Origin of the sequence: Leucobacter alluvii (assembly GCF_039530485.1) — a bacterium.
In the GTDB taxonomy this organism is placed as follows: Bacteria; Actinomycetota; Actinomycetes; order Actinomycetales; family Microbacteriaceae; genus Leucobacter; species Leucobacter alluvii.
In genome coordinates, this window is the sequence record NZ_BAAAOP010000012.1 from 1 (window position 1) to 23,781 (window position 23,781).

Below are 23,781 nucleotides of genomic sequence, written 5' to 3' on the forward strand. Positions count from 1 at the left end.
TGCAGGATTCTGCTGATACGAGGCATAGCGGGTACATCCCTTCGAATGAAGGGTGTTGCAACGACCACATGAAACCGCCGCCCGATCCGACCTCACCGACGCCGAATCTCTCACCGAGCACCGCAGTTCGGCGCCGTCCGGACTCAGTCGGCGAGCTGCCTGAACTCCAGTTCGCCGAGATCCGACATCCCTGGCCGCACGTTGGCGACGCGGCTGAAGCCGTCTTCAGCGATCCGCGCGAGCAGCGTCTTCATGTTCTTCTGGCGCTTCTCGAGGCGAACCCGGTGCCCGCGCTCGACGAGCGCGCGCTTCAACGCCAGGAGATCCGCCGGGACCACGTCGACATCGGCGATGAGCGCCACCGCGTCGGGTCCGGTCGGCTCCGGCAGTGCGAGCAGGTCGACGACGCGTTCGAACCCGATGGAGAACCCGACGGCCGGCACGTCCTGCCCCAGGAAACGGCCGACCATGCCGTCGTACCGTCCCCCGCCGCCGACCGAGCTGCCCGACCCGGGGTGCGCCACCTCGAAGATGGTCCCCGTGTAGTACCCCATGCCTCGCACGAGCGTCGGGTCGAAGCGCACGGCGACGCCCTCCGGCAGCCCGCCCTCGAGCGCCTCCCCCAGCGCGGCGAGGCTCGCGACACCGTCCTCAGCAACCCCATCGGGCAGCACGCCTGCGATGGCTTCACGCGTGAGCGGGATGCCGATACCCGCTCCATCCGCGTTCAGTGCCGGCTCGACGCCCGCGAGCACCGCACCGATGCGGTCGGCCGCATCGGGATCGATCTCGCGCAGTTCCTCGACGACGCCAATCGCACCGATCTTGTCGAGCTTGTCGATGGTGATCAGCGCCCGGTCGTGCGTCTCGGCAGCGAAGCCGCAGTGCGCGAGCAGACCGAAGAGGATCCGCCGGTCGTTCACGCGGATGACGCAGTCGGCGAGGCCGAGTGCTGCGAGCGCCTGCGAGGTCGCCGTGATGAGCTCGACCTCCGCGAGCAGCCCGGATTCGCCGATGATGTCGATATCGGCCTGCACGAACTGACGGTAGCGCCCTCTCTGCGGGCGTTCGGCCCGCCAGACCGGGGCGATCTGGATGGAGCGGAACACGGGCGGCAGCTCGGCGCGGTGCGTTGCGAAGAACCGGGTGAGCGGCACCGTGAGGTCGAATCGCAGGCCGAGATCGGCGAGCTGCTCCGCGTCGCCGGCCTCAGCGGCTGCGGCGAGCGCCTCAGGGCGGATGCCGCGCTTCAGGATCGAGAAGCTCAACTTCTCGTTGTCGCCTCCGAGCCCGGCGTGCAGCCGTGCGTAGTCCTCGACCACGGGCGTCTCGATCTCATCGAAGCCGTGGGAGCGGTAGACGCCCCTGATGATCCCGAGCGCGTGCTCGCGACGCGCCTTGTCGGCGGGAAGGAAATCGCGCATGCCGCGCGGCGGGTTCACGGGTTGGGCCATGGTTCACCATTCTTCCACGGCTCGCACCCGCTCGCCCGCCGCCTGGCGAGGCGCTCAGTGCTGCACGGGCGGCTCGGCGCCGTATCCGGTCAGCGCGCGCACCTCCATCTCGGCAGCCAGCTTCTTCGACTCCTTCCGCGAACTCGTCACAGAGCCGAGCCAGCCGAGCAGGAAGCCGAGAGGAATCGACACGATGCCGGGGTTCTGCAGCGGGAAGATCGCGAAGTCCACGTCAGCCCCGAGCATGGCGGTCTCCGACCCTGAGACGACCGGTGAGAACGCGATGAGCACGACCGCCGAGAGCAGGCCGCCGACCATCGACCAGACGGCGCCGCGGGTGGTGAACTTCGACCAGAAGAGCGAGTACAGAATGGTCGGCAGGTTCGCGGAAGCTGCGACCGCGAACGCGAGCGCGACGAGGAAGGCGACGTTCTGCCCCTGCACCCCGATCCCGCCGAGGATCGCCGCAGCGCCGATCACGAGCGTCGTGATGCGGGCGACCTTCACCTCCTGCTTCGCCGACGCGCGACCCTTCTTCAGCACGCTGTTGTAGATGTCGTGCGCAAATGAAGCCGATGCGGTGATCGTGAGGCCGGCGACCACGGCGAGGATCGTCGCGAAGGCCACCGCCGAGATGAACCCGAGCAGCAGGGGTCCGCCGAGTTCTGCTGCGAGCAGCGGTGCGGCGGAGTTCTGGCCTCCGGGCGCATTGGCGATGGTCTCGGGGCCGACCAGCGCGGCCGCACCGTAGCCGAGCACCAGCGTGAACAGGTAGAAGATGCCGATCAGCCAGATCGCCGAGACGACTGATTTCCGCGCATCCTTGGCCGTCGGCACCGTGTAGAAGCGCATGAGGACGTGCGGGAGACCAGCAGTGCCGAGCACCAGGGCGAGCGCGAGCGAGACGAAGTCGATCGGGTTGGCGCCGTACTGCAGCCCTGGCGCGAGAATCGCGGCACCGTTCGCGTTCTCGGGGTGCTGCACGGCCGCATCGAGCACGGCGGCGAAGTTGAAGCCCTTGAGCGCGAGGACCCAGATCGTCATAGCGGCCGCTCCGGCGATGAGCAGCACTGCCTTGATGATCTGCACCCAGGTCGTCCCCTTCATCCCCCCGATGAGCACGTAACAGATCATGACGACGCCGACGACGGCGATCACCAGTGATTGGCCCAGTGCGTCGCTGACTCCGAGGAGCAGCGAGACGAGGCCGCCGGCTCCCGCCATCTGGGCGAGGAGGTAGAAGAACGACACGGCCAGCGTGGTCAGCGCCGCCGCCATGCGCACGGGGCGTTGCTGCAGCCTGAACGAGAGCACGTCGGCCATCGTGAACTTCGCGGTGTTGCGCATGAGCTCCGCGACGAGCAGCAAAGCGACCAACCAGGCGACCAGGAACCCGATCGAGTAGAGAAATCCGTCGTACCCGTTGATCGCGATCGCTCCGACGATGCCGAGGAACGACGCCGCCGAGAGGTAGTCGCCGGCGATGGCCACACCGTTCTGGCGACCCGAGAACGAGCGCCCACCCGCGTAGAAGTCGGCGGCGCTCTTGTTGTCGCGGCTCGCGCGGATGACGATCACCATCGTCACCGCGACGAATGCGAGGAAGATGGCGATGTTGAGCACCGGGTTCTGCTCGGCGCCGGTCGCCTGAGCGGGGAGGATCGTCGCGATCATCGGGCGTCCCCCTCGAGCCTCTCGAGCGCCTCGAGTTCGGACCGGAGCGCCGTGGTGCGCGGGTCGAGCCTGCGGTTCGCGAACCGCACGTACGCCATCGTGATCGCGAACGTCGTGACGAATTGCGCGAGCCCGAGCCAGAGCCCCACGTTCATCCCGAGCAGGGGTGCCGCCATGAAATCGTGCGCGAATGCGGCGAGCACCACGTAGAGCAGGAACCAGAGCATGAAGGCGACCGCGAGCGGGAAGACGAAGCTGCGGAACCGATGCTTCAGCTCCCGGAAGTCGGGTCTGGCCTGAAATGCGACGTAATCGACGGGCTCCCACTGGTTTTCATGCGTAGATGCTGATTCGGTCACTCGTTTCTCCCTTGAACTCAAGTTTCCTCGTCGCAGCGTTGCGACGACTCATGCTGATCCTAGAAAACGAGTGTTAGCGTGAGCTACCTCCGAAAGTGGGTAGAACTCGTGCAATGAATGGATGAGGATCACGTGCAGCGCATCTTGCGCGAAGCAGTGGACGTGTTCGCTCGAGAGACCCGGTTCGACGTCGCCTTCGGCGGGTTGGAGCGAGCCGGAGTGACGATGCTCACCGCGATCTCCGGTGCCGCGAACAACGCGAATGAGGGCGTGCTCGTGCGCACGGACCAGGGCCTCGGCGGGCGGGCGCTGCGCGAGCGTCGACCGCGGATCGCCGCGAACTACGTGGCGAGCCGGCAGATCACGCACGAGTACGATGCGCACATCCGCGGCGAGCGCATCGTCGGACTGTTCGCGATGCCCGTGCTGGTCGACGGCGAGGCGCGTGCCGTGCTGTACGGGGGAACGCGCGGGTCGATGATGCCGGGAACGAACTTCGCGCGCATCGCCGCCGGTGTTGCGCGGGATCTCTCGCGCGAGTTGAGCATCGAGGATGAGGTCGCTCGACGCGTCGAGGCGCGGGGCGGCGCCCGTGCGAGTGACTGGACCTCCGACCGATCTCAGCTCCTCCCGCTCCCCCAGCACCTCCCGCACTTCCCGCACCTCCCGCCCGCGACGGTCGAGACGCTGCGCACCGTCCACGCCGGACTTCGCGGAGCGATCGCGGAGGCTCCCACTCCGAGGCTGCGCGAACGACTCCTCGACGTCGAGCGGCAGCTCACAGGGCTTTCGGCGGCTCCCCTGGCTCCGGGGCATCACGCCCGAGTCCGGGTGCCGGTCCAGCTCTCTCCGCGGGAGATCGACACGCTCACGCAGGTCGCGCTCGGCGCGACGAACGCGGAGATCGGCGAGATGCTGGGTCTCACCGAGAACACCATCAAGAGCTATCTCAATGCGGCCATGACGAAGCTCGATGCGTCGACCCGGCACGCTGCCGTGTCGCGTGCACGGTCGCTGGGCTTCCTCGTCTGAAAGCGGCGCGTCACCGGTCGTCGTGCAGCACGCGCGCCGTGAGACGATCGATCGCGAGTCTCAGCGCGCGGTCGGGATCCACTCCAGCGCGATTCGCCCGCATCAGCATCGCGAGCATCGCATCACCGATGCCGAATTCGGCCAGTCGCTGCTCATCTGGACCGATCAGCGCGGCGAGCGGATCCTCGGGATACGCGTCCCCCGCACCCGGATCGATCAGACCAGCCCGCTTCAGGCGCTCGATGACCTTGGCGGCGCGGGCAAGAGTCGGCATGCCAGCGGGGATGCCCTCGAGCGGGCCGCGCGACCCCCGCTCCTCGCCAGCAGCATCCTCTTTGAGCCGCTCCCACTCGGCGTGCAGTTCTTCCACCGTCATGTAGCCGCGATCCCCGAAGACATGGGGATGCCGGCGCACGAGTTTCTCGTTCAGCGCCGCAGCGATGCTGTCGAAGTCGTATCCCTCAGAATCGCGCTCCGCGATCGCGGCGTGAAACAGGACCTGGTACAGCACGTCGCCGAGCTCCGACTGCACCTCTGCAGGCGGCAGCTCGCGCTCGACCGCGTCGATGAACTCCGCCGTCTCCTCGACGAGGAACTGGGTGAGCGACTCGTGCGTCTGCACCTCGTGCCACGCGCAGCCACCCGGCGCGACGAGGCGACGCACCGTGGCGATCAGAGCTTCGAATGGACGTGGATCACCGGCTGCGTCGGTACTCATACTCACCCACCCTATCGGGCACCGCGACCCTGAAAAGCGCCTGATAGCCTGGTGCGGCCCCGGGGACATCGGCGGGGCAACCACGCTTACGAGGGGGAATCTCCATGACGGATACGAAGTCGCTGTTCAAGATCGCCGGCATTTTCGGCGCGGCCGCGCTGACACTCAGCCTTGCTTCCTGCTCGGGCGGGCAGAGCGTTGCAGACGCCTGCAAGATCGCTCAGGATTCGATGACGGATGTCGTCGCGCAGTCCCAGACCGACGCGCAGTCGGCGCTGCAGAGTGCGATGTCGGGTGAAGAGACAGATTTCGCCGCGATCTTCACCCCGGTGGTCGATGCGCTTGAGGACACTCAGGGCAAGGTCACCAACGAGGACGTCAAGGGGCCGCTCGACAACTTCGTGACGGAGTACAAGTCGTTCGTCGAGACGTTCGATGGCATCGACCTCTCCGCGATGCAGGAGATTCAGGAGATGTCGCAGCTCGACATGACCGACCCCGCCAACCAGGCGAAGCTCGAAGAACTGCAGACGAAGTCCGAAGAGCTGCAGCAGCAGTCGCAGGAGCTGCAGACGAAGCTGCAGGACAGCCAGTCGACGCTCATGGACGCGAGCTCCGAGCTCAACGACGTCTGCTCCGCGGGCTGACCCACCGCGCGATCGACGCAAGACCACGGTCTTGTCCACTCGCTGCGCGTGTGCGGCCGGCACCCGGCCAGCACCACGCGCAGCGAGTTCTTCTCAGCCAGCCGCCGGCGATTCCTCCTCGAGGAGGGTCGCCAGCACGCGCCCCGTCCAGGCCACGATGTCGTCTTCGTCGCCCACGTGCTTCTGCCCCACTCCGGAGAGCGGACTGCGCGATGACGCGGTGCCGCCCGGAAGCGGGATCTGCAGGCTCTTCGACGCCTCGACGTAGCGAGAGCCCGGGTACATCCGGTTCATGCGCATGCGCCGGGAATCGAGCAGCTCGACCGGTTCGATGCGCAGCGCTGGGCCCGCGGCGACGACCTTCACGAGACCGAGGCGCGACGCCCGACGGCGCAGCGCGGAGACTGCGGCGAGGCGTTCGACCTCGACCGGCGGCGCTCCGTAGCGGTCGGTGAGCTCCTCGAGCACGAGTGATACGTGCTCGGCCGGCGCCTGCGGGTGGGCAGCGGCGGAGAACTTCTGATACGCCTCGAGTCGGAGCCGCTCGCTCTCCACGTACTCCTCGGGGATGTGCGCGTCGACGGGCAATTCGAGCACCAGTTCGGTGGTCCCAGAGATCTCCTCGCCCTTGAACGAGCTCACGGCCTCGCCGATCATGCGCAGATACAGGTCGAAACCGACGCCCGCGATATGACCCGATTGCTCTCCGCCGAGCAGGTTTCCGGCTCCACGCAGCTCGAGGTCTTTCAAGGCCACTTGCATGCCCGAGCCGAGCTCGTTGTTCGTCGCCAGGGTGTCGAGGCGCTCGTGCGCGTGCTCGGTGAGCGGCTTGTCCGGGTCGTAGAGGAAGTACGCGTATGCGCGCTCACGACTGCGCCCGACGCGCCCGCGCAGCTGGTGCAACTGGCTCAAGCCGTACTTGTCGGCGTTGTCGATGATGATCGTGTTCGCGTTCGCGATGTCGAGGCCGGTCTCGATGATCGTCGTCGACACGAGCACGTCGAACTTGCGCTCCCAGAAGTCTTGCACCACTTGCTCGAGCTGATGCTCGCCCAGCTTGCCGTGCGCCACCGCGACGCGCGCCTCCGGCACGAGCTCCGCGATCTGATTCGCGACCCTCGTGATCGATTGCACGCGGTTGTGCACGAAGAAGACCTGCCCCTCGCGCAGCAGTTCGCGCCGGATCGCGGCGGTGATCTGCTTATCGCTCCGCGGTCCGACGAAGGTGAGAATCGGATGGCGGTCTTCAGGGGCGGTCGCCAGCGTCGACATCTCGCGGATGCCGGTCACCGCCATCTCGAGCGTGCGCGGGATCGGGGTGGCGCTCATCGCGAGAATGTCGACGTTCGTCTTGAGCTTCTTCAGGGAGTCCTTGTGCTCGACGCCGAACCGCTGCTCCTCGTCGATCACGACGAGCCCGAGGTCTTTGTAGTGCACGTTCTCGGAGAGGAGACGGTGCGTGCCGATGACCACGTCCACCGTTCCGGCTGCGAGACCCTCGATCGTGTCTCGCGATTCCTTGTCGGACTGGAATCGGCTGAGCGGACGCAGGCGCACGGGGAAGCCGGCGAAGCGATTCTGAAAGGTCTCCAGGTGCTGCGTCACGAGCAACGTGGTCGGCACGAGGATCGCGACCTGCTTGCCGTCCTGCACAGCCTTGAAGGCTGCCCGCACGGCCACCTCGGTCTTGCCGAAGCCGACATCGCCCGCGATGAGGCGATCCATCGGGATCGTGCGCTCCATGTCCCGTTTGACCTCGTCGATCGTGGTCAGCTGATCGAGGGTCTCGGCGTAGGGGAAGGCTTCTTCGAGCTCGTGCTGCCACGGGGTATCGGAGGAGAACGCGAAGCCCTTCGATGCGACGCGCGCCGAATAGAGCTTCACCAGCTCCACCGCGATGTCGCGCACCGCCTTGCGCGCCTTCTTCTTGGCGGTCGCCCAGTCGCTGCCGCCCATCTTCGAGAGGGTCGGCGCCTCGCCCCCGACGTATCGAGAGAGCTGGTCCAGCTGGTCGGTGGGCACGTAGAGCTTGTCGCGGGGCATTCCCCGCTTCGTCGATGAGTACTCGAGCACGAGATACTCGCGCAGCGCCTTCGTCGCATCGCGCCCGATGCCAGTGGGAACCATGCGCTGCGTCAGCTCGACGAACTGCCCGATGCCGTGCGTCTCGTGCACGACGTAGTCGCCGGCGACGAGCTTCAGAGGATCCACGACGTTCTTGCCGCGGCGCTTCGCGAGCTTCTGCGAGGAACCGGCCTGCGATCCTGCCGATCGCCCGAAGAACTCGGCCTCGGTCGCCAGCAGCAGGCGGGCTTCGGCGCTTTCGAAGCCCGACCAGGCGGTGCCTGTGACGAGGTAGACGATGCCGTCCTCCCAGGCCTCCGGCAGTTCGTCGACGATGCGCGCGGCAGCTCCGGCGTCGGCGAGGACGTCGCGCGCGCGCTCCACGAGGCCGACGCCCTGAGCGGAGACGACCGCGTGCCATCCGTCTCGCAGCCGCTCGCCGATCAGTCGTATCGCCGCGCCCGTCGCGTCGCCCGCCTGCGATGGCTTGGGGAAAGCACCGCCCTGCACGGCGATCACCGCTGGGTCGCCGGGCACGGCCGCATCGACGCCGCCGGCGCCCGCTTCGTCACGCACGAAGTTGGAGACCGACCACCACGGCCTCCCCTGCGAGGCTGCGCGCAGCTCTCCGAGGGCCAGCATGCCGCTGTCTTCGACGGGCACCGGCGCATCGGCTCCAGCGGTCGCCGCCTGCCATGCGGCTTCGAGGAACTCTCGATTCGTATCGGCGAGGCTGACGGAGCGGCTGGCAACGCGCTCCGGTGAGACGACGAGGACGGCACCGCCCTCCGGAAGCAGCGAGGTGATGGGCGCAAGGCCTGGAACGAGTTGCGGCAGAAGGCTCTCCATGCCCTCGACGGCGATGCCCTCGCTCATCTTCTCGAGCAGCGATCCGAGTGCCGGGAAGCGTGGCAGCAGCGCCGCAGCGCGCTCGCGCACGTCGTCGGTGAGCAGCAGCTCGCGCGCCGGCCAGAGCTCGATCGCATCGAGCGGATCGCCTGCGCTGCGCTGATCGGAGACCGCGAAGCGCTTGATCTGATCGATCTCGTCGCCGAAGAAATCGACGCGCACCGCCTGATCCGCGGTCGGCGGGAAGACGTCGAGAATCCCGCCGCGGACCGCGAATTCGCCGCGTCGCGTCACCATGTCGACACGCGTGTAGGCGTACTCGACGAGGCGCCGCGCGATGGGATCGAGACCCTTCGTGGTGCGCCCCGAGGCCAGCTCGATGGGCTCGGCGGTGGCGGCGTGCGGCGACACCGGCTGCAGGGCGGCGCGGACCGATGCGACGATCACGAGCGGCACCTCGCCGTCGTACTCGCGGAGCAGCCGCAGAGACTCAGCTCGGCGGCCGACCGTCTCCGCGCTCGGGCTGAGCCGCTCATGCGGGAGCGTCTCCCACGCGGGGAACTCGGTCGTGATCGCTTCGGGGAGGAGCGATGCCAGGGCCGAGCGGATCGCGTCGGCCTCGCGGCTGGTCGCTGCGATCACGAGCAGCGCGCCGCGGTCGCCGGTGGCGCGGCGTCTGCGGAGCAACCCGGCGATGAGCGGTGCGCGCAATCCCTCGGCGATCGAGAACTCCGCGTCGGTCGAGCTGGCTTCCAGTGCGGCCGCGAACGATTCTGACGACTCGAGCAGACGGTCGAGCCCCCGCAGCGTCACTGGGCGCTCCGACCGTGGAAGCGCTGCTGAGCGGCGAGCAGCCCCTCGTCGACGAGGGACTCGGCCGCGTCGGCGGCATCCTCGAGCAGGACGGGGAGCGCGCTGCGCTCCGACGTCGCGAACGGCTTCAGCACGAAATCAGCGGGGTCCTGCTGACCCGGCGGACGACCGATGCCGATGCGCACGCGCAGGAAGCCAGGGGTGTCGAGCGCCTTCGCGATGTCGCGCAGGCCGTTATGACCGCCGTGCCCGCCTCCCTGCTTGAGCTTGACGGTGTCGAACGGCACGTCGAGCTCGTCGTGGAGCACGATGACGCGCTCGGCCGGGATCGCGAAGTACTTCGCGAGTGCAGAGGTCGGCCCGCCCGAAGTGTTCATGAAACCGTTGGACTTGGCCAGGATGAGCTTCGGCCCCCCGGCGCGGAGTCGCCCCTCGGCGACGCGTGCGCCGGCCCGATGCGACGAGAAGCGGCCTCCGATGCGAGCGGCGAGCACATCGAGCGCCATCTGCCCCACGTTGTGCCGCGTCGCCTCGTATTTCGCCCCTGGGTTGCCCAGACCGACGATGAGCCAAGTGTCATCCGACACGGGATCCTCCGCTTTCTTCCGCTTCCACAACATCCGTTCCCCCTTCGGCGTCCATCATCGCAGCCGCCGCCGACACTCGCCCTGACAGACGAACGGGACGTCGGCCGGCGACGCATCGCCGAGCCGACGGGCCCGTAATCGTGTGGAGCTTACTCGGCTGCTTCTGCTGCCTCGTCCTCGTCCTCGGCGGTGCCGCGCGGCACGACGATGTTGACGACGAGCTGCTCGGGATCGCCGAGGAGCGTCGCGCCCTCGGGGAGCTCGATGTCGCCCGCGTGGATCTGCGCGCCTTCCTCGAGACCCTCGACGCTGACCTCGACGCTGTCGGGGATCGATGCCGCGGGAGCGCTCAGGTGCAGGCTGTTGAGCTCCTGCAGGGCGTTCGTACCGGAGAACGACTCGCCGGTGACGTGCACGCGCACCTCGACCTCGACGGTCTCGCCCTGCTTGATCACGATGAGGTCGACGTGCTCGATGATCTGGCGCACCGGATCCTTCTGCACGTCCTTGACGAGCACGAGCTGCTTCTCACCGGCGACGTCGAGCTCGATCAGGGCGTTCGCCTGACGGATGATCAGGCTGAGCGGGTGCGTGTCGACGGCGACGTGGATCGGGTCGGTGCCGTGACCGTACACGACGGCCGGGGTCTGACCGGCGGCGCGAAGCTTGCGCGCCGCTCCCTTGCCGAAGTTCTCGCGTGCGTGGCCGACGAGCTGGCTGGTCTCGCTCATAGTGGTTTCTCCTTGCGGGCTCTCGCCCAATGAGGGCGGTCTGGCCGCCGGATTGGTGTCTCGCACTTGCGTAAATCACGCAGCAAGATGGCCCGCTGAGGCAGTCCGTCCCGCGTCGATCACGGGCTCGCAGGCCCCTCGCCGAAGTACAGCCTCCGAGTTTACACCATTCACGAGGAAGCCCGGCGCCCGTGGATCCTCGCCGACAGCGTCTCCGCCGCCGCGTGCACCTCTGAGGCGAGCGCCGCGGCGACCTCCGGCTCGACCGCGCCCTCCGGGTAGGTCACGGCGATCGCCGCGACGGGCCACCCGCGGTGATCCGGCACCGGCACCCCGATCGAGGAGAGCCCCGCGGTCACCGAGCCCTCCTCCAGCGCGTAGCCGCGCGTCCGCGTCGCATCCAGCACGCTCCGCAGCCTCGAGTACCGGTCGATCCCGCCCGGATCGACGTGACGGTGGACGAAGGACTCGCGGTCGGGGAAGAGCGCCCGCACCTGCGCTTTCGGAAGCGCGGCGAGGATCGCCCGACCGCTCGCCGTGAGCTGCATGGGGAGCCGCACATCGACGTCGGTCACGAGCGGCGGGGAGCCGGGTGCGCGCTCCTCCACCACGTAGAGCACGTCGCGTCCATGGGGCACCGCGAGGTGGCCGCTCAGGCGCACTCGATCGACGAGCGCGGCGAGCAGGGGCCGCCCGATCCTCGCGAGCGGCTCCTGGCGCGCGTAGGCCGAGCTGAGGTCGACTGCGGCGATACCGAGACCGAAACGGCGCTCCTCCGGCAGGTGCATCACGAACCCGTGCTCCTGCAACGCGTCCAGCAGATGGTAGACCGTGGAACGAGGCAGATCGAGCTTGCTCGCGATCATGCTCGCCGCGAGCGGCCCGCGGGAGCCCGCGAGCAGGCTGAGGATCCGCAGCGTCTGATCCGCGGCCGGAACCTTCGGGGTGCCCACGCTCCGCAGCCTATCCGGTCGGCGTCCGCTGCGACTCAGTCGAGCGGCGCGCCGAGCGCCCCGGTGAGCGCCGAGTGCACCGCTCCGCTCACGATCAGCTCGTGAGCGGCCGTGATCGTCGGAGACAGGAAGATGTCGGTCTCCGGCGCGGGAATCCGGGTGCGGAAGAGCGCATGGATCGCCGCCGTCGCGGGCGCCGGCTCGCCGAGACCGGAGGCGGCACGGAAGTCGAGCGCGCGCGTCGATGCGAGCAGCTCGATCCCGAGCACCCGCGCGAGCCCGTCGATGGAGCGCCGGAGCTTGCGGCCCGCCGCCCAGCCCATGGAGACGTGGTCCTCCTGCATCGCCGATGACGGGATCGAGTCGACCGAGGCCGGCGCGGCGAGCCGCTTGAGCTCGGAGACGATCCCCGCCGCGGTGTACTGCGCGATCATGAGGCCGGAGTCGAGGCCAGCGTCCGCCGCGAGGAACGGCGGGAGGCCGTGATTGCGCGCCACGTCGAGGAAGCGGTCGGTGCGGCGCTCCGAGATGCTCGCGACGTCGGCGACGGCGATCGCGAGGAAGTCGAGCACGTAGCCGACGGGTGCGCCGTGGAAGTTGCCGTTCGATTCGACGCGGCCGTCGGGCAGGACGACCGGGTTGTCGATCGCCGAGACGAGTTCGACGCTCGCGACCCTGGCTGCGTGCGCCGCGGTGTCTCGGGCGGCGCCGTGCACCTGCGGGGCGCATCGGAGCGAGTACGCGTCTTGCACGCGCGTGAACTCGCCCTCGCGCGGCCGCTGCACCAGCTGGGAGTTCTCGAGCACGCGCAGCATGTTCGCGGCCGAGGTCGCCTGACCGGGGTGCGGACGGAGCGCGTGGAGATCCGCCGCGAAGACGGCGTCGGTCCCCGTGAGTCCCTCGATGGAGGCTGCGGCCGAGACATCCGCGATCGTCAGCAGGCTGGCGAGGTCGGTGAGGGCGAGGCAGAGCATGCCGAGCATGCCGTCGGTGCCGTTGATCAGCGCGAGCCCCTCCTTCTCGGCGAGCACCAGCGGCTCGATGCCCGCCGCTGCGAGCGCGGTCGAGGCCGGCACGGTGGGCCCGTCGGGCTCTGCCGCCGTGCGCACGTGGCCCTCCCCCATCAGCGTGAGCGCGCAGTGCGCGAGCGGGCTCAGATCTCCTGAGCACCCGAGCGAGCCGTACTCGTGCACCACCGGGGTGATGCCGGCGTTGATGATCGCGGCGTACGTCTCGACGACTTCGAGGCGCACGCCGGTCCGACCGCTCGCGAGCGTGTTCAGACGCAGGAGCATCAATGCTCGGACGACTTCGCGCTCGACCTCCGAGCCGGTTCCGGCGGCATGCGATCGGATCAGGCTCCGCTGCAGTTGCTGACGCTTCTCCACGGGAATCTGGACGTTCGCGAGAGCACCGAACCCCGTCGAGATCCCGTAGTGCGGTCGAGTGTCGTTCGCGAGATCCTCGATGACCCTGCGGCTCGCCGCGACGCGCTGGCGGCTGGAGTCGGAGATGGTGATCCGTGCATCGTGGCGGGCAACCGATACGACGTCGGCGACGGTGAGCGGAGCGTCGCCGAGCACGACGGTCGCTGGGTGGGGAGCTGTCATGCATCGATCCCACCGCACGAGCGGCACCGCGGACAGCTCGGGCAGTCCATCGGTGTCCGGGATCCCGGACGTCGTCTCGATCCGGGATCCCGGACGCGCAGCTCGCTCCTCGTGCTGCGCGAGAGCCGGGAGACGCTCCACACTGGGAAGCAGCACCGCTGCTCGCGCGGTGCGTCGCAGCACCCCTACGATCACGAGGAGACGCCCATGGCACCCGGTCTGCCGCAAGATCCGTCCTGGCCGCGCACGGGAGGATGGCCGTCTCCCGACCCCGATGGACCGGCGGATCTCGCACTCATCGGCGTACCGACCTCGCGCACCTCGCTCTCGCCGTCGAACGCGCACGAGACCCCCGCAGCGGTGCGCGACGCGCTGCAGCGGTACTCGAGCCACATCGTCGGATCCGCACTGCCCGACGATCGCGGCGACGAGTCCGGGATCGTGCTCGACGAGGCCCTGCGCATCGTCGACGCGGGCGACTGCGTCGATCCCGACACCGAGGACGGAGAGCTCGCGGCGGCGTCCGCGATCGCGGCTCTCGCCGCTCGCACCGAACTCGTCGTCGCGCTCGGCGGCGACAACGCGCTGACCGTGCCCGCCGCACTCGGCATCGCGGGATCCGACCTCCCCCAGGCCGGCCTCATCACCTTCGACGCGCATCACGACCTCAGAGACGGTCGCAGCAACGGGTCGCCGGTGCGTCGCCTCATCGAGGCGGGTCTCGACCCGCGGCGCATCGTCCAGGTGGGGATCGCCGACTTCGCGAACTCCCGTGCGTATCGACGACGCGCGAAGGAGCTCGGCGTGACGGTGATCCATCGCGATGAGCTCCACGACCGACCCATGCCCGACGTCATCGCAGAGGCGCTCGACATCGCAGGCGCAGGAGGCGGGCCGGTGCACGTCGATCTCGACGTCGACGTGTGCGATCGCTCCGTCGCTCCCGGCTGCCCGGCCTCCATCCCCGGCGGCCTGCAGGCGCACGAGATCCGTCGTGCAGCCCGACTGCTCGCAGCCGATCCGCGCGTGCGCGGCATCGACATCGCGGAGGTCGACGCCGCCGCAGACGCACCCGACGGTCGCACCGTGCGACTCGCCGCCCTGCTCGTGCTCGAAGCCGCGGCCGGGCTCGCACGACGGCTCGGTCGGTAGCCCCCCGCCCTCCCGCACGGCAGCACTCCCCGCGACACGGGTCCGTCGAGTGCGCCCGATTCCACAGAATCCGTTCGACGACGAAAGGATGTTCTTCATGACCACGACCGATTCCGGCCTCCGGCGCGGCCTCACCGCTCGGCACATCAGGTTCATGGCCCTCGGCTCAGCGATCGGCACGGGGCTCTTCATGGGCTCCTCCGGCGCGATCCAGACCGCGGGCCCGGCGGTGCTCATCGCCTACATCATCGGCGGCGCCGCCGTATTCATGGTGATGCGGGCGCTCGGCGAGATGGTCGTGCGGCACCCGGTGTCGGGATCGTTCGGCCAGTACGCGTCGCGCTACATCCACCCGTTCGCCGGCTTCCTCGTCGGTTGGACCTTCGCATTCGAGATGTTCCTCGTCGCGGTCTTCGACGCGACCGCGATCGGCGTCTACATGCGGTTCTGGTTCCCCGACGTGTCGCAGTGGGTGTGGGTGCTGGCCGTCGTCTGCTTCATCGCGGCCATCAACCTGCTCGGCGTCCGCGTCTTCGGCGAACTCGAGTTCTGGTTCGCGCTCGTGAAGATCGTCGCGATCGTCGCGCTGATCGTCGCGGGCGTCGCCGTCATCCTGTTCGGCTTCGGCGTCGCCGGCCACGATCAGATGGGACCGCAGAACCTGGTCGAGCACGGCGGGTTCATGCCGCACGGCATCTGGGGTGTGATCGCTTCGTTCACGATCGTGATGTTCGCCTTCGGCGGCATCGAGATCATCGGCGTCACCGCCGGCGAAGCCCAGAATCCGAAGCAGGTGCTCCCGAAGGCGATCAACTCGGTGCCGATCCGGATCCTGCTCTTCTACGTGCTGACCCTCGGGGTGATCATGTGCATCCAGCCCTGGGTCGACATCACCGGCGAGACGAGCCCGTTCGTCTCGATCTTCGAGTCGATCGGGTTCCAGGCCGCGGCAGCCGTGTTCAACGTGATCCTCATCACCGCGGCGCTCTCAGCCATGAACGCCGACATCTTCGGTGCGGGTCGCATGCTGCACGGTCTCGCCGAACAGGGCCAGGCTCCCCGATCATTCACGCGCACCACGCGCAACGGCGTACCCATCATGACGGTGCTCACGATGATCATCGGCCTGCTCGTCGGTGTCGTGCTCAACTTCTTCTACCCCGACCAAGTGCTCTTCCTGCTCGGAGCGCTCGCCACGTTCGCGACGGTGCTGGTTTGGCTCGTGATTCTCGTCGCCCACATCCGCATGAAGGCGGAGATCGCGCGCGAGCACCGGCTCCCCAGCGAGTTCCCGGTGCCCCTGTGGCCGGTCGCATCCTGGCTCACGGTCGCGTTCATCGTGGGCGTCATCATGCTCGTCGGAATCGTTCCCGACTCGCGCCCGGCGCTGTGGGTGGGACTCGTCTGGGTCGCCGGTGTGACCGCGTGCTACTTCGCGTGGGTGCGCGGCGACGGGCGTCAGCCGTACCAGCTCGTCGATCAGACCGAGCCCATCGGAGTGGTCCCCGCCGCCGGGCGCTAGAAGAGCGCTGGCTCGACCGGGGGCACGGACCAGTCGACCGGTTCGGCGCCCTGCATCCGGAGCGCAGCGTTGGCACGGCTGAAGGGGCGGGAGCCGAAGAACCCGCGCGACGCCGAGAGGGGGGACGGATGCGCGCTCTCGATGCAGGGCACTCCGTCGAGCAGGGCCCCGAGCGTCTGGGCTGGCTTCCCCCACAGGATCGCGACGAGCGGCCCGCCCCGCTCGGCGAGCGCCGTGATCGCGTGAGCGGTGATCGGTTCCCAGCCCTTCCGCTGGTGGGAACCGGCGTCACCGGCGCGCACCGTGAGCACGCGGTTGAGCAGCAGCACGCCGCGATCGGCCCACGCGGTGAGATCCCCGTGCTCGGCCGGCGGAACGCCGAGGTCGTCTGCGAGCTCCCGGTAGATGTTCCTGAGGCTCCGCGGGATGGGGCGCACATCGGCGGACGTCGCGAACGACAGTCCGATCGGATGCCCCGGGGCGGGGTACGGATCCTGCCCGACGATGAGCACCCGGACGTCCGCCATCGGCCGCTCGAACGCCGCGAGCACGCGATCGGGGCTCGGGAGCACCTCGATGCCGGCGGCGCGCTCCGACTGCACCAAGCGCTCGACGGCGGCCAGCTGCTCCGCGACGGGGCCGAGGGCCGTCGCCCAGTCGGTCGCCATGCCGGCGGTCGAAAGCGGGCGCACCGGTCAGTCGTCCCGCGCTGCGAGCTCGCCCCGGTGCGTGTGGAACACGCTCGTCTGCGCGACCGGCCTGAGCACGATGAGGTCTTGATTCACGTGCGGAGGCTGCTCGAAGGCGCCGACCAGCACCCGCGCCACGTCCTCCGCTTGCAACGGGATCACGTCCGCGTACGGTTTCTGCGCTGCCTCCGCGTCCCCTCGGAGCCGGTTCAGCGTGAACTCCTCGGTGTGCACGAGTCCCGGTGCCAGCTCCATGACCCGGATCGGCTCGCCTCCGAGCTCCAGGCGCAGCACCTGCGTCACGGCGTGCGCCGCGTATTTGGCGGCGTTGTACCCGCCCCCGCCGGGGTACGCATCATGCCCGGCCGTCGACGTCAGGTTGAGGATCGACGCCCATCCCGACTGCCGCGCGCCCTCGCGCAGCACCGGCAGGAGTGCCGCCGTCACCGAGCGCAATCCGATCACGTTCACCTCGAACATACGGCGCCAGTCGGCATTCGAGGCGTGTTCGACGGATTCGGTGCCCCAGGCGCCCCCGGCGTTGTTCACAAGTCCGGTCGCCCCTCCGCTGTCCGCCACCTCGGCTGCGAGGCCGGCGACCTGGGCTTCATCCGTCACGTCGCACGCGATCGCTCGCGCACCGGTTTCGGCGGCGAGCGCCTCGAGACGATCGAGCCGCCGCGCAACGGCGACGGTCTCCCAGCCGAGCTCCGCGAACCTGCGCACCGTCGCCGCTCCGATTCCGGAACTCGCCCCTGTGACCACGACCCGACGTTGCATGCGCTCCTCTTCCGCTCGGCAGTACGTGCTCCGAGCCTAGCGAGGCATCGCGGCTCGCAACAGACGGGTCGACGCGCGCTGACGAGGCGCGAATCACGTTACGCAATACGACTCGCTCCGTTGCCGCCGCGGCACGCGTCTCGTACGCTCGGACCGCACCGCAACTTCATCTCGCACCGCAGCTTCACTCGCACATCGCAATCTACTCACCGAGGAGTCATCATGACCGACCAGAGCGCCTGGGGGTTCGAAACCCGGCAGATCCACTCGGGCCAGCAGCCCGACGAGACCGGGGCTCGCGCCGTTCCGATCCACCAGACCACCTCGTTCGTGTTCGACGACACGACCCAGGCTGCGAACCGATTCGCGCTCGCGGAGCTCGGCCCGATCTACACCCGCATCACGAACCCGACCCAGGCCGTCGTCGAAGAGCGCATCGCCGCGCTCGAGGGCGGAAGCGGCGCGCTGCTGCTCGCGAGCGGGCAGGCGGCGTCGACGTTCGCCGTGCTGAACATCGCGAACTCGGGTGATCACATCGTGTCGTCGGCGTCGATCTACGGCGGCACGTACAACCTGTTCAAGTACTCGCTCGCGAAGCTCGGCATCGAAGTCACCTTCGTCGAGGATCAGGACGACCCCGCAGCGTGGCAGCGCGCCGTCCGCCCCAACACCAAGCTCTTCTTCGCCGAGTCGATCGCGAACCCGCGCTCCAACGTGCTCGACATCCGTGCGGTCGCCGATGTCGCGCACGAGAACAGCCTGCCGCTCATCATCGACAACACCGTCGCGAGCCCGTACCTGGTGCGCCCGTTCGAGCACGGCGCGGACATCGTGCTGCACTCCGCCACGAAGTTCCTCGGCGGGCACGGCACGACCCTCGGCGGCGTGATCGTCGACGGAGGCGTCTTCGAGTGGTCGCAGCACGCCGACAAGTTCCCCGGGCTGACGGAGCCCGACCCCTCGTACAACGGCGTCAGCTACACGGGAGCCGTCGGCGACGCGATCGCGTACATCATCAAGGCGCGGGTGCAGCTGCTGCGCGACCTCGGGGCGTCGATCGCCCCGCTCAGCGCCTGGCTCCTGCTGCAGGGCATCGAGACGCTGTCGCTCCGCGTCGAGCGCCACGTGCAGAACGCCCAGGAGGTGGCTGAGTGGCTCGATTCCCACGATGACATCGCGACGGTCTACTACTCGGGCCTGCCGTCGAGCCCGTGGTACGCCGCAGCGAACCGCTACGCACCGAAGGGCGTGGGAGCGGTGCTCGCGTTCGAGCTCAAGGGCGGGGTCGACGCAGGCCGCGCGGTCGTGGAGAACGTCGAGCTCTTCAGCCACGTCGCCAATATCGGCGACGTGCGCAGCCTGATCATCCACCCGGCCTCGACGACGCACTCGCAGCTGACACCCGAGCAGCAGCTGACGGCGGGCGTCACGCCCGGGCTCGTGCGTCTGTCGGTGGGCCTCGAGCACATCGACGACATCAAGGCCGATTTGGAGCAGGGATTCGCTGCGGCTCGCAAGGTCGTGGCCGAGTCGGCCGCGAACGCCTAGACGGTGCGGTGCGGGGGCGGACGCAGCGCGTAATATTCGCCCTCGCACCGGCTGCGCACGACAGAATTGGTGCTCATGGACTGGCAGACTCCCGAGGACTCGTTCCCGACCGATTTCATCACCGATGCGCAACTGCGCGCGCTGATGGGGCGGCCGCCGATCTCGGGCGGATGGCGGGACGGCGATGCCGTCGGCGAGCGCTCATTCGTGTCGGTCGGAGAACTCGAGACCGAAGCCGGCAGTGTCATTCCCCACGTGCGCATTGCATACGAGACGTTCGGCGCGCTCAATGAGCGGCGCGACAACGCGATCCTCGTCTTTCACGCCCTGACGGGCGACAGCCATCTCGTGGGACCCGCCGCGGCCGGGCACCCGACCGACGGCTGGTGGTCTGAGATCGTCGGCCCGGGCAAACCCCTCGACACCGATCGCTTCTGCATCATCGCCCCCAACGTGCTCGGAGGGTGTCAGGGATCGACCGGGCCCGGCTCCCTCGACCCGTCGGGCCTGGAGTGGGGCGGGAGGTTCCCCTACCTCACCATCCGCGATCAGGTCACCGCTGCCGGCCGTTTCGCCGACGCCCTCGGCATCGAGCGGTTCGAGGCGGTCATCGGGGGCTCCATGGGCGGAATGCACGCCCTCGAGTGGGGCATCTCGCACCCGGATCGCGCGGCGCGGATCGCGGTCATCGCCGCTCCCCCGGTGACCACCGCCGACCAGATCGGCCTCAATCTCGTGCAGCTCGAAGCCATCCGCTCAGACCCCTTCTACCGCGGCGGCAACTACTACGACGCCCCCGACGGGGTCGGACCCCACCACGGTCTCGCCACCGCGCGCAGGCTCGCCCTGCTCAACTACCGGAGCAATACCGAGCTCGACGAACGGTTCGGTCGCGCGTGGCAATCCGCGGTGAGTCCGCTCGGCGGCGGCGGTCGCTTCGCCGTCGAGTCGTACCTCGACTTCCACGGCAACAAGTTCACCCGACGGTTCGACGCGAACAGCTACGTCACGCTCGTGCAGGCGATGAACTCGCACGACGTCGGCCGCGGCCGCGGCGGCGTGCGCGCCGCACTCTCCACGATCGACGTGCCGACGCTCGTGCTCGGCATCCCCAGCGATCGGCTCTTCACGCTCGAAGGCCAGGATGAGATCGCGCGGCACACGCCCGGCAGTCTCGACGGGTCGCGCGCGACGCGCATCGATTCGCCGTTCGGCCACGACGCGTTTCTGATCGAGTTCGAGCGCGTCGGCGCTCAACTCCGACGACTGCTCGCTGCCTGAACGGCCTCGCAGCAGCCACTCGGGGGCCTCCCACCTTTGCGCCGTAGTCTCTCCCCATAACCTGACCGGCGCGTCCGCCCGAGTCTCTGCGTCACCGGAAGAGGAGCATCAGCTTGACTATCGTGCACGCGCGTTCTTCTTGGCGCGCTCTGGGTGTGGTCGCGTCCGTCACCGCCGTGATCCCGCTCTGCCTCGCGGGCTGCGCCCCGGCGGTGGAGAGCGACGCGAGCGCCGCCGAACTCCGCGCCGCCCCGGATTCGAACCTCATGACGGTTCCGGTGGATCGCACGTACGACGTCACCGAGATCAACCTCATCGCGCCCCTCGGCGCCTCCTCGCTCCACGAAGCGCTCGGCGAGCGCATCTCGTCCACGGGCACCATGGTCGTGCGCGACGGCATGATCATGTCGGCCGACCTCCAGGTGGTCATCGACGACATGCCTGAGGCCTCCTTCGTGCAGACCCGGCCGACGATGCTCGTACGCGACGACATCGAAGAGACCGTGACGTCCGTCGGCACCCTCTCGGTCGGGGGCCTCACGCAGCCCAACACGAGCGTCGAGCTCAAGCCGACCGAGCTCGGCGAGGATCAGGCGCAGTTCGACGTGACCTTCGCCATCCCCGACAATCTGCTCGTCTCGACGGCCGGGCTCCCGTTCGACGAGATCTCGGCCCACCTCGTACTCACGGCGCAATAGCGCCGGGCCGCGCGTCGCTTCGGCACGCGCCGTGGACGCCCGCCCGCCCTAGGCGAAACGCTGTCGGCGCGTCGCGTCGTGGATCTCGCCGACGAGCTCTTCGATGACGTCTTCGAGGAAGACGACCCCGAGGACGGATCCCGCGTCGTCGTGAATGCGAGCGAGATGAATGCCCCTGCCCTGGAGCCGGGCGAGCACATCCTCGAGTTCTGTCTTCGCATGCACCGATTCCATCTCGCGGATGCGCTTCGCCGGGATCGGCTGCGCAATGCGATCCTCGCCCAGTCGCACCAGGTCCTTGATGTGCACGTAGCCGACGAGCTCGCCGCTCGCGTCGGCGATGGGATACCTGGAGAAGCCGTGCCGGGCGACCGCGGCCTCCACGTCCTCCGGCGTCGACCCCTCAGGGAGCACGACGAGGCGGTCGGATGCGACGAGCAGGTCCTCCGCTCGCTTCGTCGTGAACTCGAAGGCGGCGGTGAGCGCACCGCTGCGGTCTTCCAGCACGCCCTCGCGCGTCGAGTGGCTCACGATGCTCGCCACTTCTTCCAGCGTGAACGTGCTGTTCGTCTCCGACTTGGGCTCCACGCCGAAGAGACGCAGCACGCCGTTCGCGACGGCGTTGAGCGCCGCGATGATGTGCCGGAGCAGGCGCGAGATCGCGACGAGCGGCGGCGCGAGGAGCAGCACGGCGCGATCCGGCATCGAGAACGCGGCGTTCTTCGGGACCATCTCGCCGAACACCACGTGCAGATACGAGACCCCGACGAGCGTGAGCACGAACGCCGCGATGGTCACCGCCTGCTCGGGAATGCCCGTCCAATGCAGCGGCCCCTCGAGCAGGTGGTGGATCGCCGGCTCGGAGACGTTCAGGATCAGCAAGGAGCACACGGTGATGCCCAGCTGACTCGTCGCGAGCATGAGCGTCGCATGCTCCATGGCGTAGAGCGCTGTCTGCGCGCGCTTCGACCCTGCCTCCGCGCGCGGCTCGATCTGCGACCGCCGAGCGGAGATCACGGCGAACTCGGCGCCGACGAAGAACGCGTTGGCGGCGAGCAGTACCACCAACCACAGGATTCCGACCCAGTCGCTCATGCGCTCTCCCCCTCGGCCGCCGATGGCGCCGCTGGCGCGCTCGTGTACTGCAGACGGGCGATGCGCCGACCGTCCATGCGCATCACGCGCAGCGTACCGCCATCGGGCAGCTCGACGGCGTCGCCGGCCTCGGGAATGCGACCGAGCTCGTGCAGCACGTACCCGGCCGCGGTGTCGTAGGCGTCGTCTTCCGGGATCTCGACTCCCGTCTGCTCGCGCACCTCGTCCGGGCGCAGGTCGGCGGGGAAACTCATCTGCTCAGCAGTTCCCACCACGCCGGCGGCCGCCCGGTCGTGCTCGTCGGCGACCTCGCCGACGATCTCCTCGACCAGGTCTTCCAGGGTGACGATACCCGCCGTCCCGCCGTACTCGTCGGCGACGATCGCGAGCTGGAACCCGCTCGCCCGCAATTCCTCGAGCAACTGGTCGAGGTGCATCGTCTCGGGCACGCGCACCGCATCCTCCATGAGCGCCGCCACCGGGACGTCCTCGCGCTTCGCTCGGGGCACGGCGACCGCCTGCTTCACGTGCACGACACCGACGATGTCGTCGCGATCCTCATCGATCACCGGGAAGCGGGAGAAGCCGGTGCGACCCGACAACTCGAGCACGGCCTTCGCGGGTTCGAGTCGCTGCAGACTCTCGACTTTCAGGCGCGGCGTCATCACGTCGCCAGCGGAGAGCTCCGAGAAGCGCAGGGTGCGATCGAGCAGGGTCGCGGTATCGGCCTCCAGCAGTCCGGCGCTCGCCGAGTGACGGACGAGTGACGAGAGCTCCTGCGCGGACCGGGCGCCCGACAGCTCTTCCTGCGGTTCGATGCCGAGCGTGCGCAGAATACCGTTCGCGCTCCCGTTCAGCACCATCACCGCGGGCTTCAACGTGGTCGTGAACGCGGCCTGGGCCGGCATCACGAGCCGAGCGGTGGCCAGCGGCTTGGAGATCGCGAAGTTCTTCGGCACGAGCTCGCCCACGATCATCGAGAACACCGTGGCGATGGCCACCGCGATCGGAGCGCTGATGGCGCGTCGCAGATCCTCGGGCACCCCGACCGCGGCGAGCGGGCCGCCGAGGAAGGTGCTCAGCGCCGGTTCCAGCGTGTACCCCGCGAGCAGCGTCGTCAGCGTGATGCCCAGCTGGGCGCTCGAGAGATGCGTCGACGTGCGAGAGAGACCTCGGATCACGCGGTCGAGCCCGCGCTCCCCGGCGCCGCGACGGCGCTCCAAGTCGTGCCGGTCGAGTGCCACGAGCGAGAACTCGGACGCCACGAAAACACCCGTCCCGAGCGTCAGCACGACGCCGATGAGCAGGAGGAGCCAGTCGTTCATCCACGACTCCGGGAGAAGACGATCTGCCGCGCCTCAGCGCGGCCGGTACTCGGAGGGTCGGAAGGTCTTCGAGAGTCAACGTCCATAGCCCTCCGAGATTACCACCAGAACCCGGAATCTGCGCTGAGAGTATTCGGGCACCGGCGCCGAGATGGGCGTAGGCTTGTTCCCGGTACGGCTCAGGAGCCATTACCTCCGAC

The 23,781-nt window shown here is 68.6% G+C and carries 20 protein-coding genes; 7 read left to right on the top strand and 13 right to left on the bottom strand.

What is annotated here, in order from left to right:
* Window positions 1-143: 143 nt before the first annotated feature.
* The 3 genes from hisS to ABFX18_RS11240 are packed head-to-tail and all read right to left on the bottom strand — an operon-like array spanning window position 144 to window position 3,487.
* The gene (hisS, locus tag ABFX18_RS11230; RefSeq protein ID WP_346058363.1) at window positions 144-1,454 is read right to left on the bottom strand and encodes a histidine--tRNA ligase; all 1,311 of its coding nucleotides are present in this window, start codon (window positions 1,452-1,454) and stop codon (window positions 144-146) included.
* A gap of 54 nt (window positions 1,455-1,508) precedes the next feature.
* Window positions 1,509-3,128 carry a solute symporter family protein gene (locus tag ABFX18_RS11235; RefSeq protein ID WP_346058364.1) on the bottom strand — a complete coding sequence of 540 codons (1,620 nt, stop codon included), beginning with the start codon at window positions 3,126-3,128 and terminating at the stop codon, window positions 1,509-1,511.
* The gene (locus ABFX18_RS11240; RefSeq protein ID WP_346058365.1) at window positions 3,125-3,487 is read right to left on the bottom strand and encodes a DUF485 domain-containing protein; all 363 of its coding nucleotides are present in this window, start codon (window positions 3,485-3,487) and stop codon (window positions 3,125-3,127) included. Before ABFX18_RS11240 ends, ABFX18_RS11235 begins: the two co-directional genes overlap by 4 nt.
* 117 nt (window positions 3,488-3,604) lie before the next feature.
* Here ABFX18_RS11240 and ABFX18_RS11245 point away from each other — a divergent pair, with 117 nt between their 5' ends.
* Window positions 3,605-4,519 carry a LuxR C-terminal-related transcriptional regulator gene (locus tag ABFX18_RS11245; protein ID WP_346058366.1) on the top strand — a complete coding sequence of 305 codons (915 nt, stop codon included), beginning with the start codon at window positions 3,605-3,607 and terminating at the stop codon, window positions 4,517-4,519.
* 10 nt (window positions 4,520-4,529) lie between these two features.
* On the opposite strand, the gene ABFX18_RS11250 is transcribed toward ABFX18_RS11245, so the two are convergent.
* Window positions 4,530-5,237 carry a MazG nucleotide pyrophosphohydrolase domain-containing protein gene (locus ABFX18_RS11250; protein ID WP_234037092.1) on the bottom strand — a complete coding sequence of 236 codons (708 nt, stop codon included), beginning with the start codon at window positions 5,235-5,237 and terminating at the stop codon, window positions 4,530-4,532.
* 104 nt (window positions 5,238-5,341) lie between these two features.
* Here ABFX18_RS11250 and ABFX18_RS11255 point away from each other — a divergent pair, with 104 nt between their 5' ends.
* Complete coding sequence (locus tag ABFX18_RS11255) at window positions 5,342-5,884, top strand: hypothetical protein (RefSeq protein WP_200329648.1); 543 nt, start codon at window positions 5,342-5,344, stop codon at window positions 5,882-5,884.
* A 93-nt stretch (window positions 5,885-5,977) separates the two neighbouring features.
* Here ABFX18_RS11255 and mfd read toward each other — a convergent pair whose 3' ends face one another.
* The 5 genes from mfd to hutH form a co-directional block, all read right to left on the bottom strand.
* Window positions 5,978-9,610: a transcription-repair coupling factor gene (gene mfd / locus ABFX18_RS11260; protein WP_346058367.1), complete on the bottom strand. Its 3,633-nt coding sequence runs from the start codon at window positions 9,608-9,610 to the stop codon at window positions 5,978-5,980.
* Complete coding sequence (gene pth, locus ABFX18_RS11265; protein ID WP_211647837.1) at window positions 9,607-10,230, bottom strand: aminoacyl-tRNA hydrolase; 624 nt, start codon at window positions 10,228-10,230, stop codon at window positions 9,607-9,609. The genes mfd and pth overlap by 4 nt, the downstream gene beginning before the upstream one ends.
* Window positions 10,231-10,346: 116 nt before the next feature.
* Window positions 10,347-10,928 carry a 50S ribosomal protein L25/general stress protein Ctc gene (locus tag ABFX18_RS11270; protein ID WP_090147625.1) on the bottom strand — a complete coding sequence of 194 codons (582 nt, stop codon included), beginning with the start codon at window positions 10,926-10,928 and terminating at the stop codon, window positions 10,347-10,349.
* A 170-nt stretch (window positions 10,929-11,098) separates the two neighbouring features.
* Entirely contained in the window at window positions 11,099-11,881 is a 783-nt protein-coding gene (locus ABFX18_RS11275; protein ID WP_346058368.1) for an IclR family transcriptional regulator, read from the bottom strand.
* A 35-nt stretch (window positions 11,882-11,916) separates the two neighbouring features.
* A complete protein-coding gene (hutH, locus tag ABFX18_RS11280) occupies window positions 11,917-13,491 on the bottom strand; it encodes a histidine ammonia-lyase (protein WP_346058369.1) in 1,575 nt (524 codons plus the stop codon).
* 207 nt (window positions 13,492-13,698) lie between these two features.
* On the opposite strand from hutH, the gene ABFX18_RS11285 reads away from it, so the two are divergent.
* Together ABFX18_RS11285 and ABFX18_RS11290 are read left to right on the top strand one after the other, a co-directional pair.
* On the top strand, window positions 13,699-14,643 hold the full coding sequence (locus ABFX18_RS11285) for an arginase family protein (RefSeq protein ID WP_346058370.1): 945 nt from the start codon (window positions 13,699-13,701) through the stop codon (window positions 14,641-14,643).
* 97 nt (window positions 14,644-14,740) lie between these two features.
* Window positions 14,741-16,165, top strand: coding sequence for an amino acid permease (locus tag ABFX18_RS11290; RefSeq protein WP_346058371.1), 1,425 nt, complete (start codon window positions 14,741-14,743; stop codon window positions 16,163-16,165).
* On the opposite strand, the gene ABFX18_RS11295 is transcribed toward ABFX18_RS11290, so the two are convergent.
* Both ABFX18_RS11295 and ABFX18_RS11300 read right to left on the bottom strand, forming a co-directional pair.
* The gene (locus ABFX18_RS11295; protein WP_346058372.1) at window positions 16,162-16,833 is read right to left on the bottom strand and encodes a uracil-DNA glycosylase; all 672 of its coding nucleotides are present in this window, start codon (window positions 16,831-16,833) and stop codon (window positions 16,162-16,164) included. The two genes, ABFX18_RS11290 and ABFX18_RS11295, sit on opposite strands and share 4 nt — an antisense overlap.
* A gap of 27 nt (window positions 16,834-16,860) precedes the next feature.
* Window positions 16,861-17,634 (bottom strand): SDR family oxidoreductase, encoded by a 774-nt coding sequence (locus ABFX18_RS11300; protein WP_200329660.1) that lies wholly within the window; start codon window positions 17,632-17,634, stop codon window positions 16,861-16,863.
* A gap of 222 nt (window positions 17,635-17,856) precedes the next feature.
* Between ABFX18_RS11300 and ABFX18_RS11305 the strand changes: the two genes are divergently transcribed.
* From ABFX18_RS11305 to ABFX18_RS11315, 3 genes are all read left to right on the top strand, one after another.
* Window positions 17,857-19,182: a bifunctional o-acetylhomoserine/o-acetylserine sulfhydrylase gene (locus ABFX18_RS11305; protein WP_346058373.1), complete on the top strand. Its 1,326-nt coding sequence runs from the start codon at window positions 17,857-17,859 to the stop codon at window positions 19,180-19,182.
* 75 nt (window positions 19,183-19,257) lie between these two features.
* Window positions 19,258-20,463, top strand: a complete 1,206-nt coding sequence (gene metX, locus ABFX18_RS11310) for a homoserine O-acetyltransferase MetX (protein WP_090147611.1) — start codon at window positions 19,258-19,260, stop codon at window positions 20,461-20,463.
* A gap of 113 nt (window positions 20,464-20,576) precedes the next feature.
* On the top strand, window positions 20,577-21,161 hold the full coding sequence (locus tag ABFX18_RS11315; protein ID WP_141653214.1) for a hypothetical protein: 585 nt from the start codon (window positions 20,577-20,579) through the stop codon (window positions 21,159-21,161).
* A 48-nt stretch (window positions 21,162-21,209) separates the two neighbouring features.
* On the opposite strand, the gene ABFX18_RS11320 is transcribed toward ABFX18_RS11315, so the two are convergent.
* Complete coding sequence (locus ABFX18_RS11320) at window positions 21,210-22,256, bottom strand: hemolysin family protein (RefSeq protein ID WP_090147604.1); 1,047 nt, start codon at window positions 22,254-22,256, stop codon at window positions 21,210-21,212.
* Window positions 22,253-23,581 (bottom strand): hemolysin family protein, encoded by a 1,329-nt coding sequence (locus tag ABFX18_RS11325; protein WP_346058374.1) that lies wholly within the window; start codon window positions 23,579-23,581, stop codon window positions 22,253-22,255. The genes ABFX18_RS11320 and ABFX18_RS11325 overlap by 4 nt, the downstream gene beginning before the upstream one ends.
* Between the last annotated feature and the right edge of the window lie 200 nt (window positions 23,582-23,781).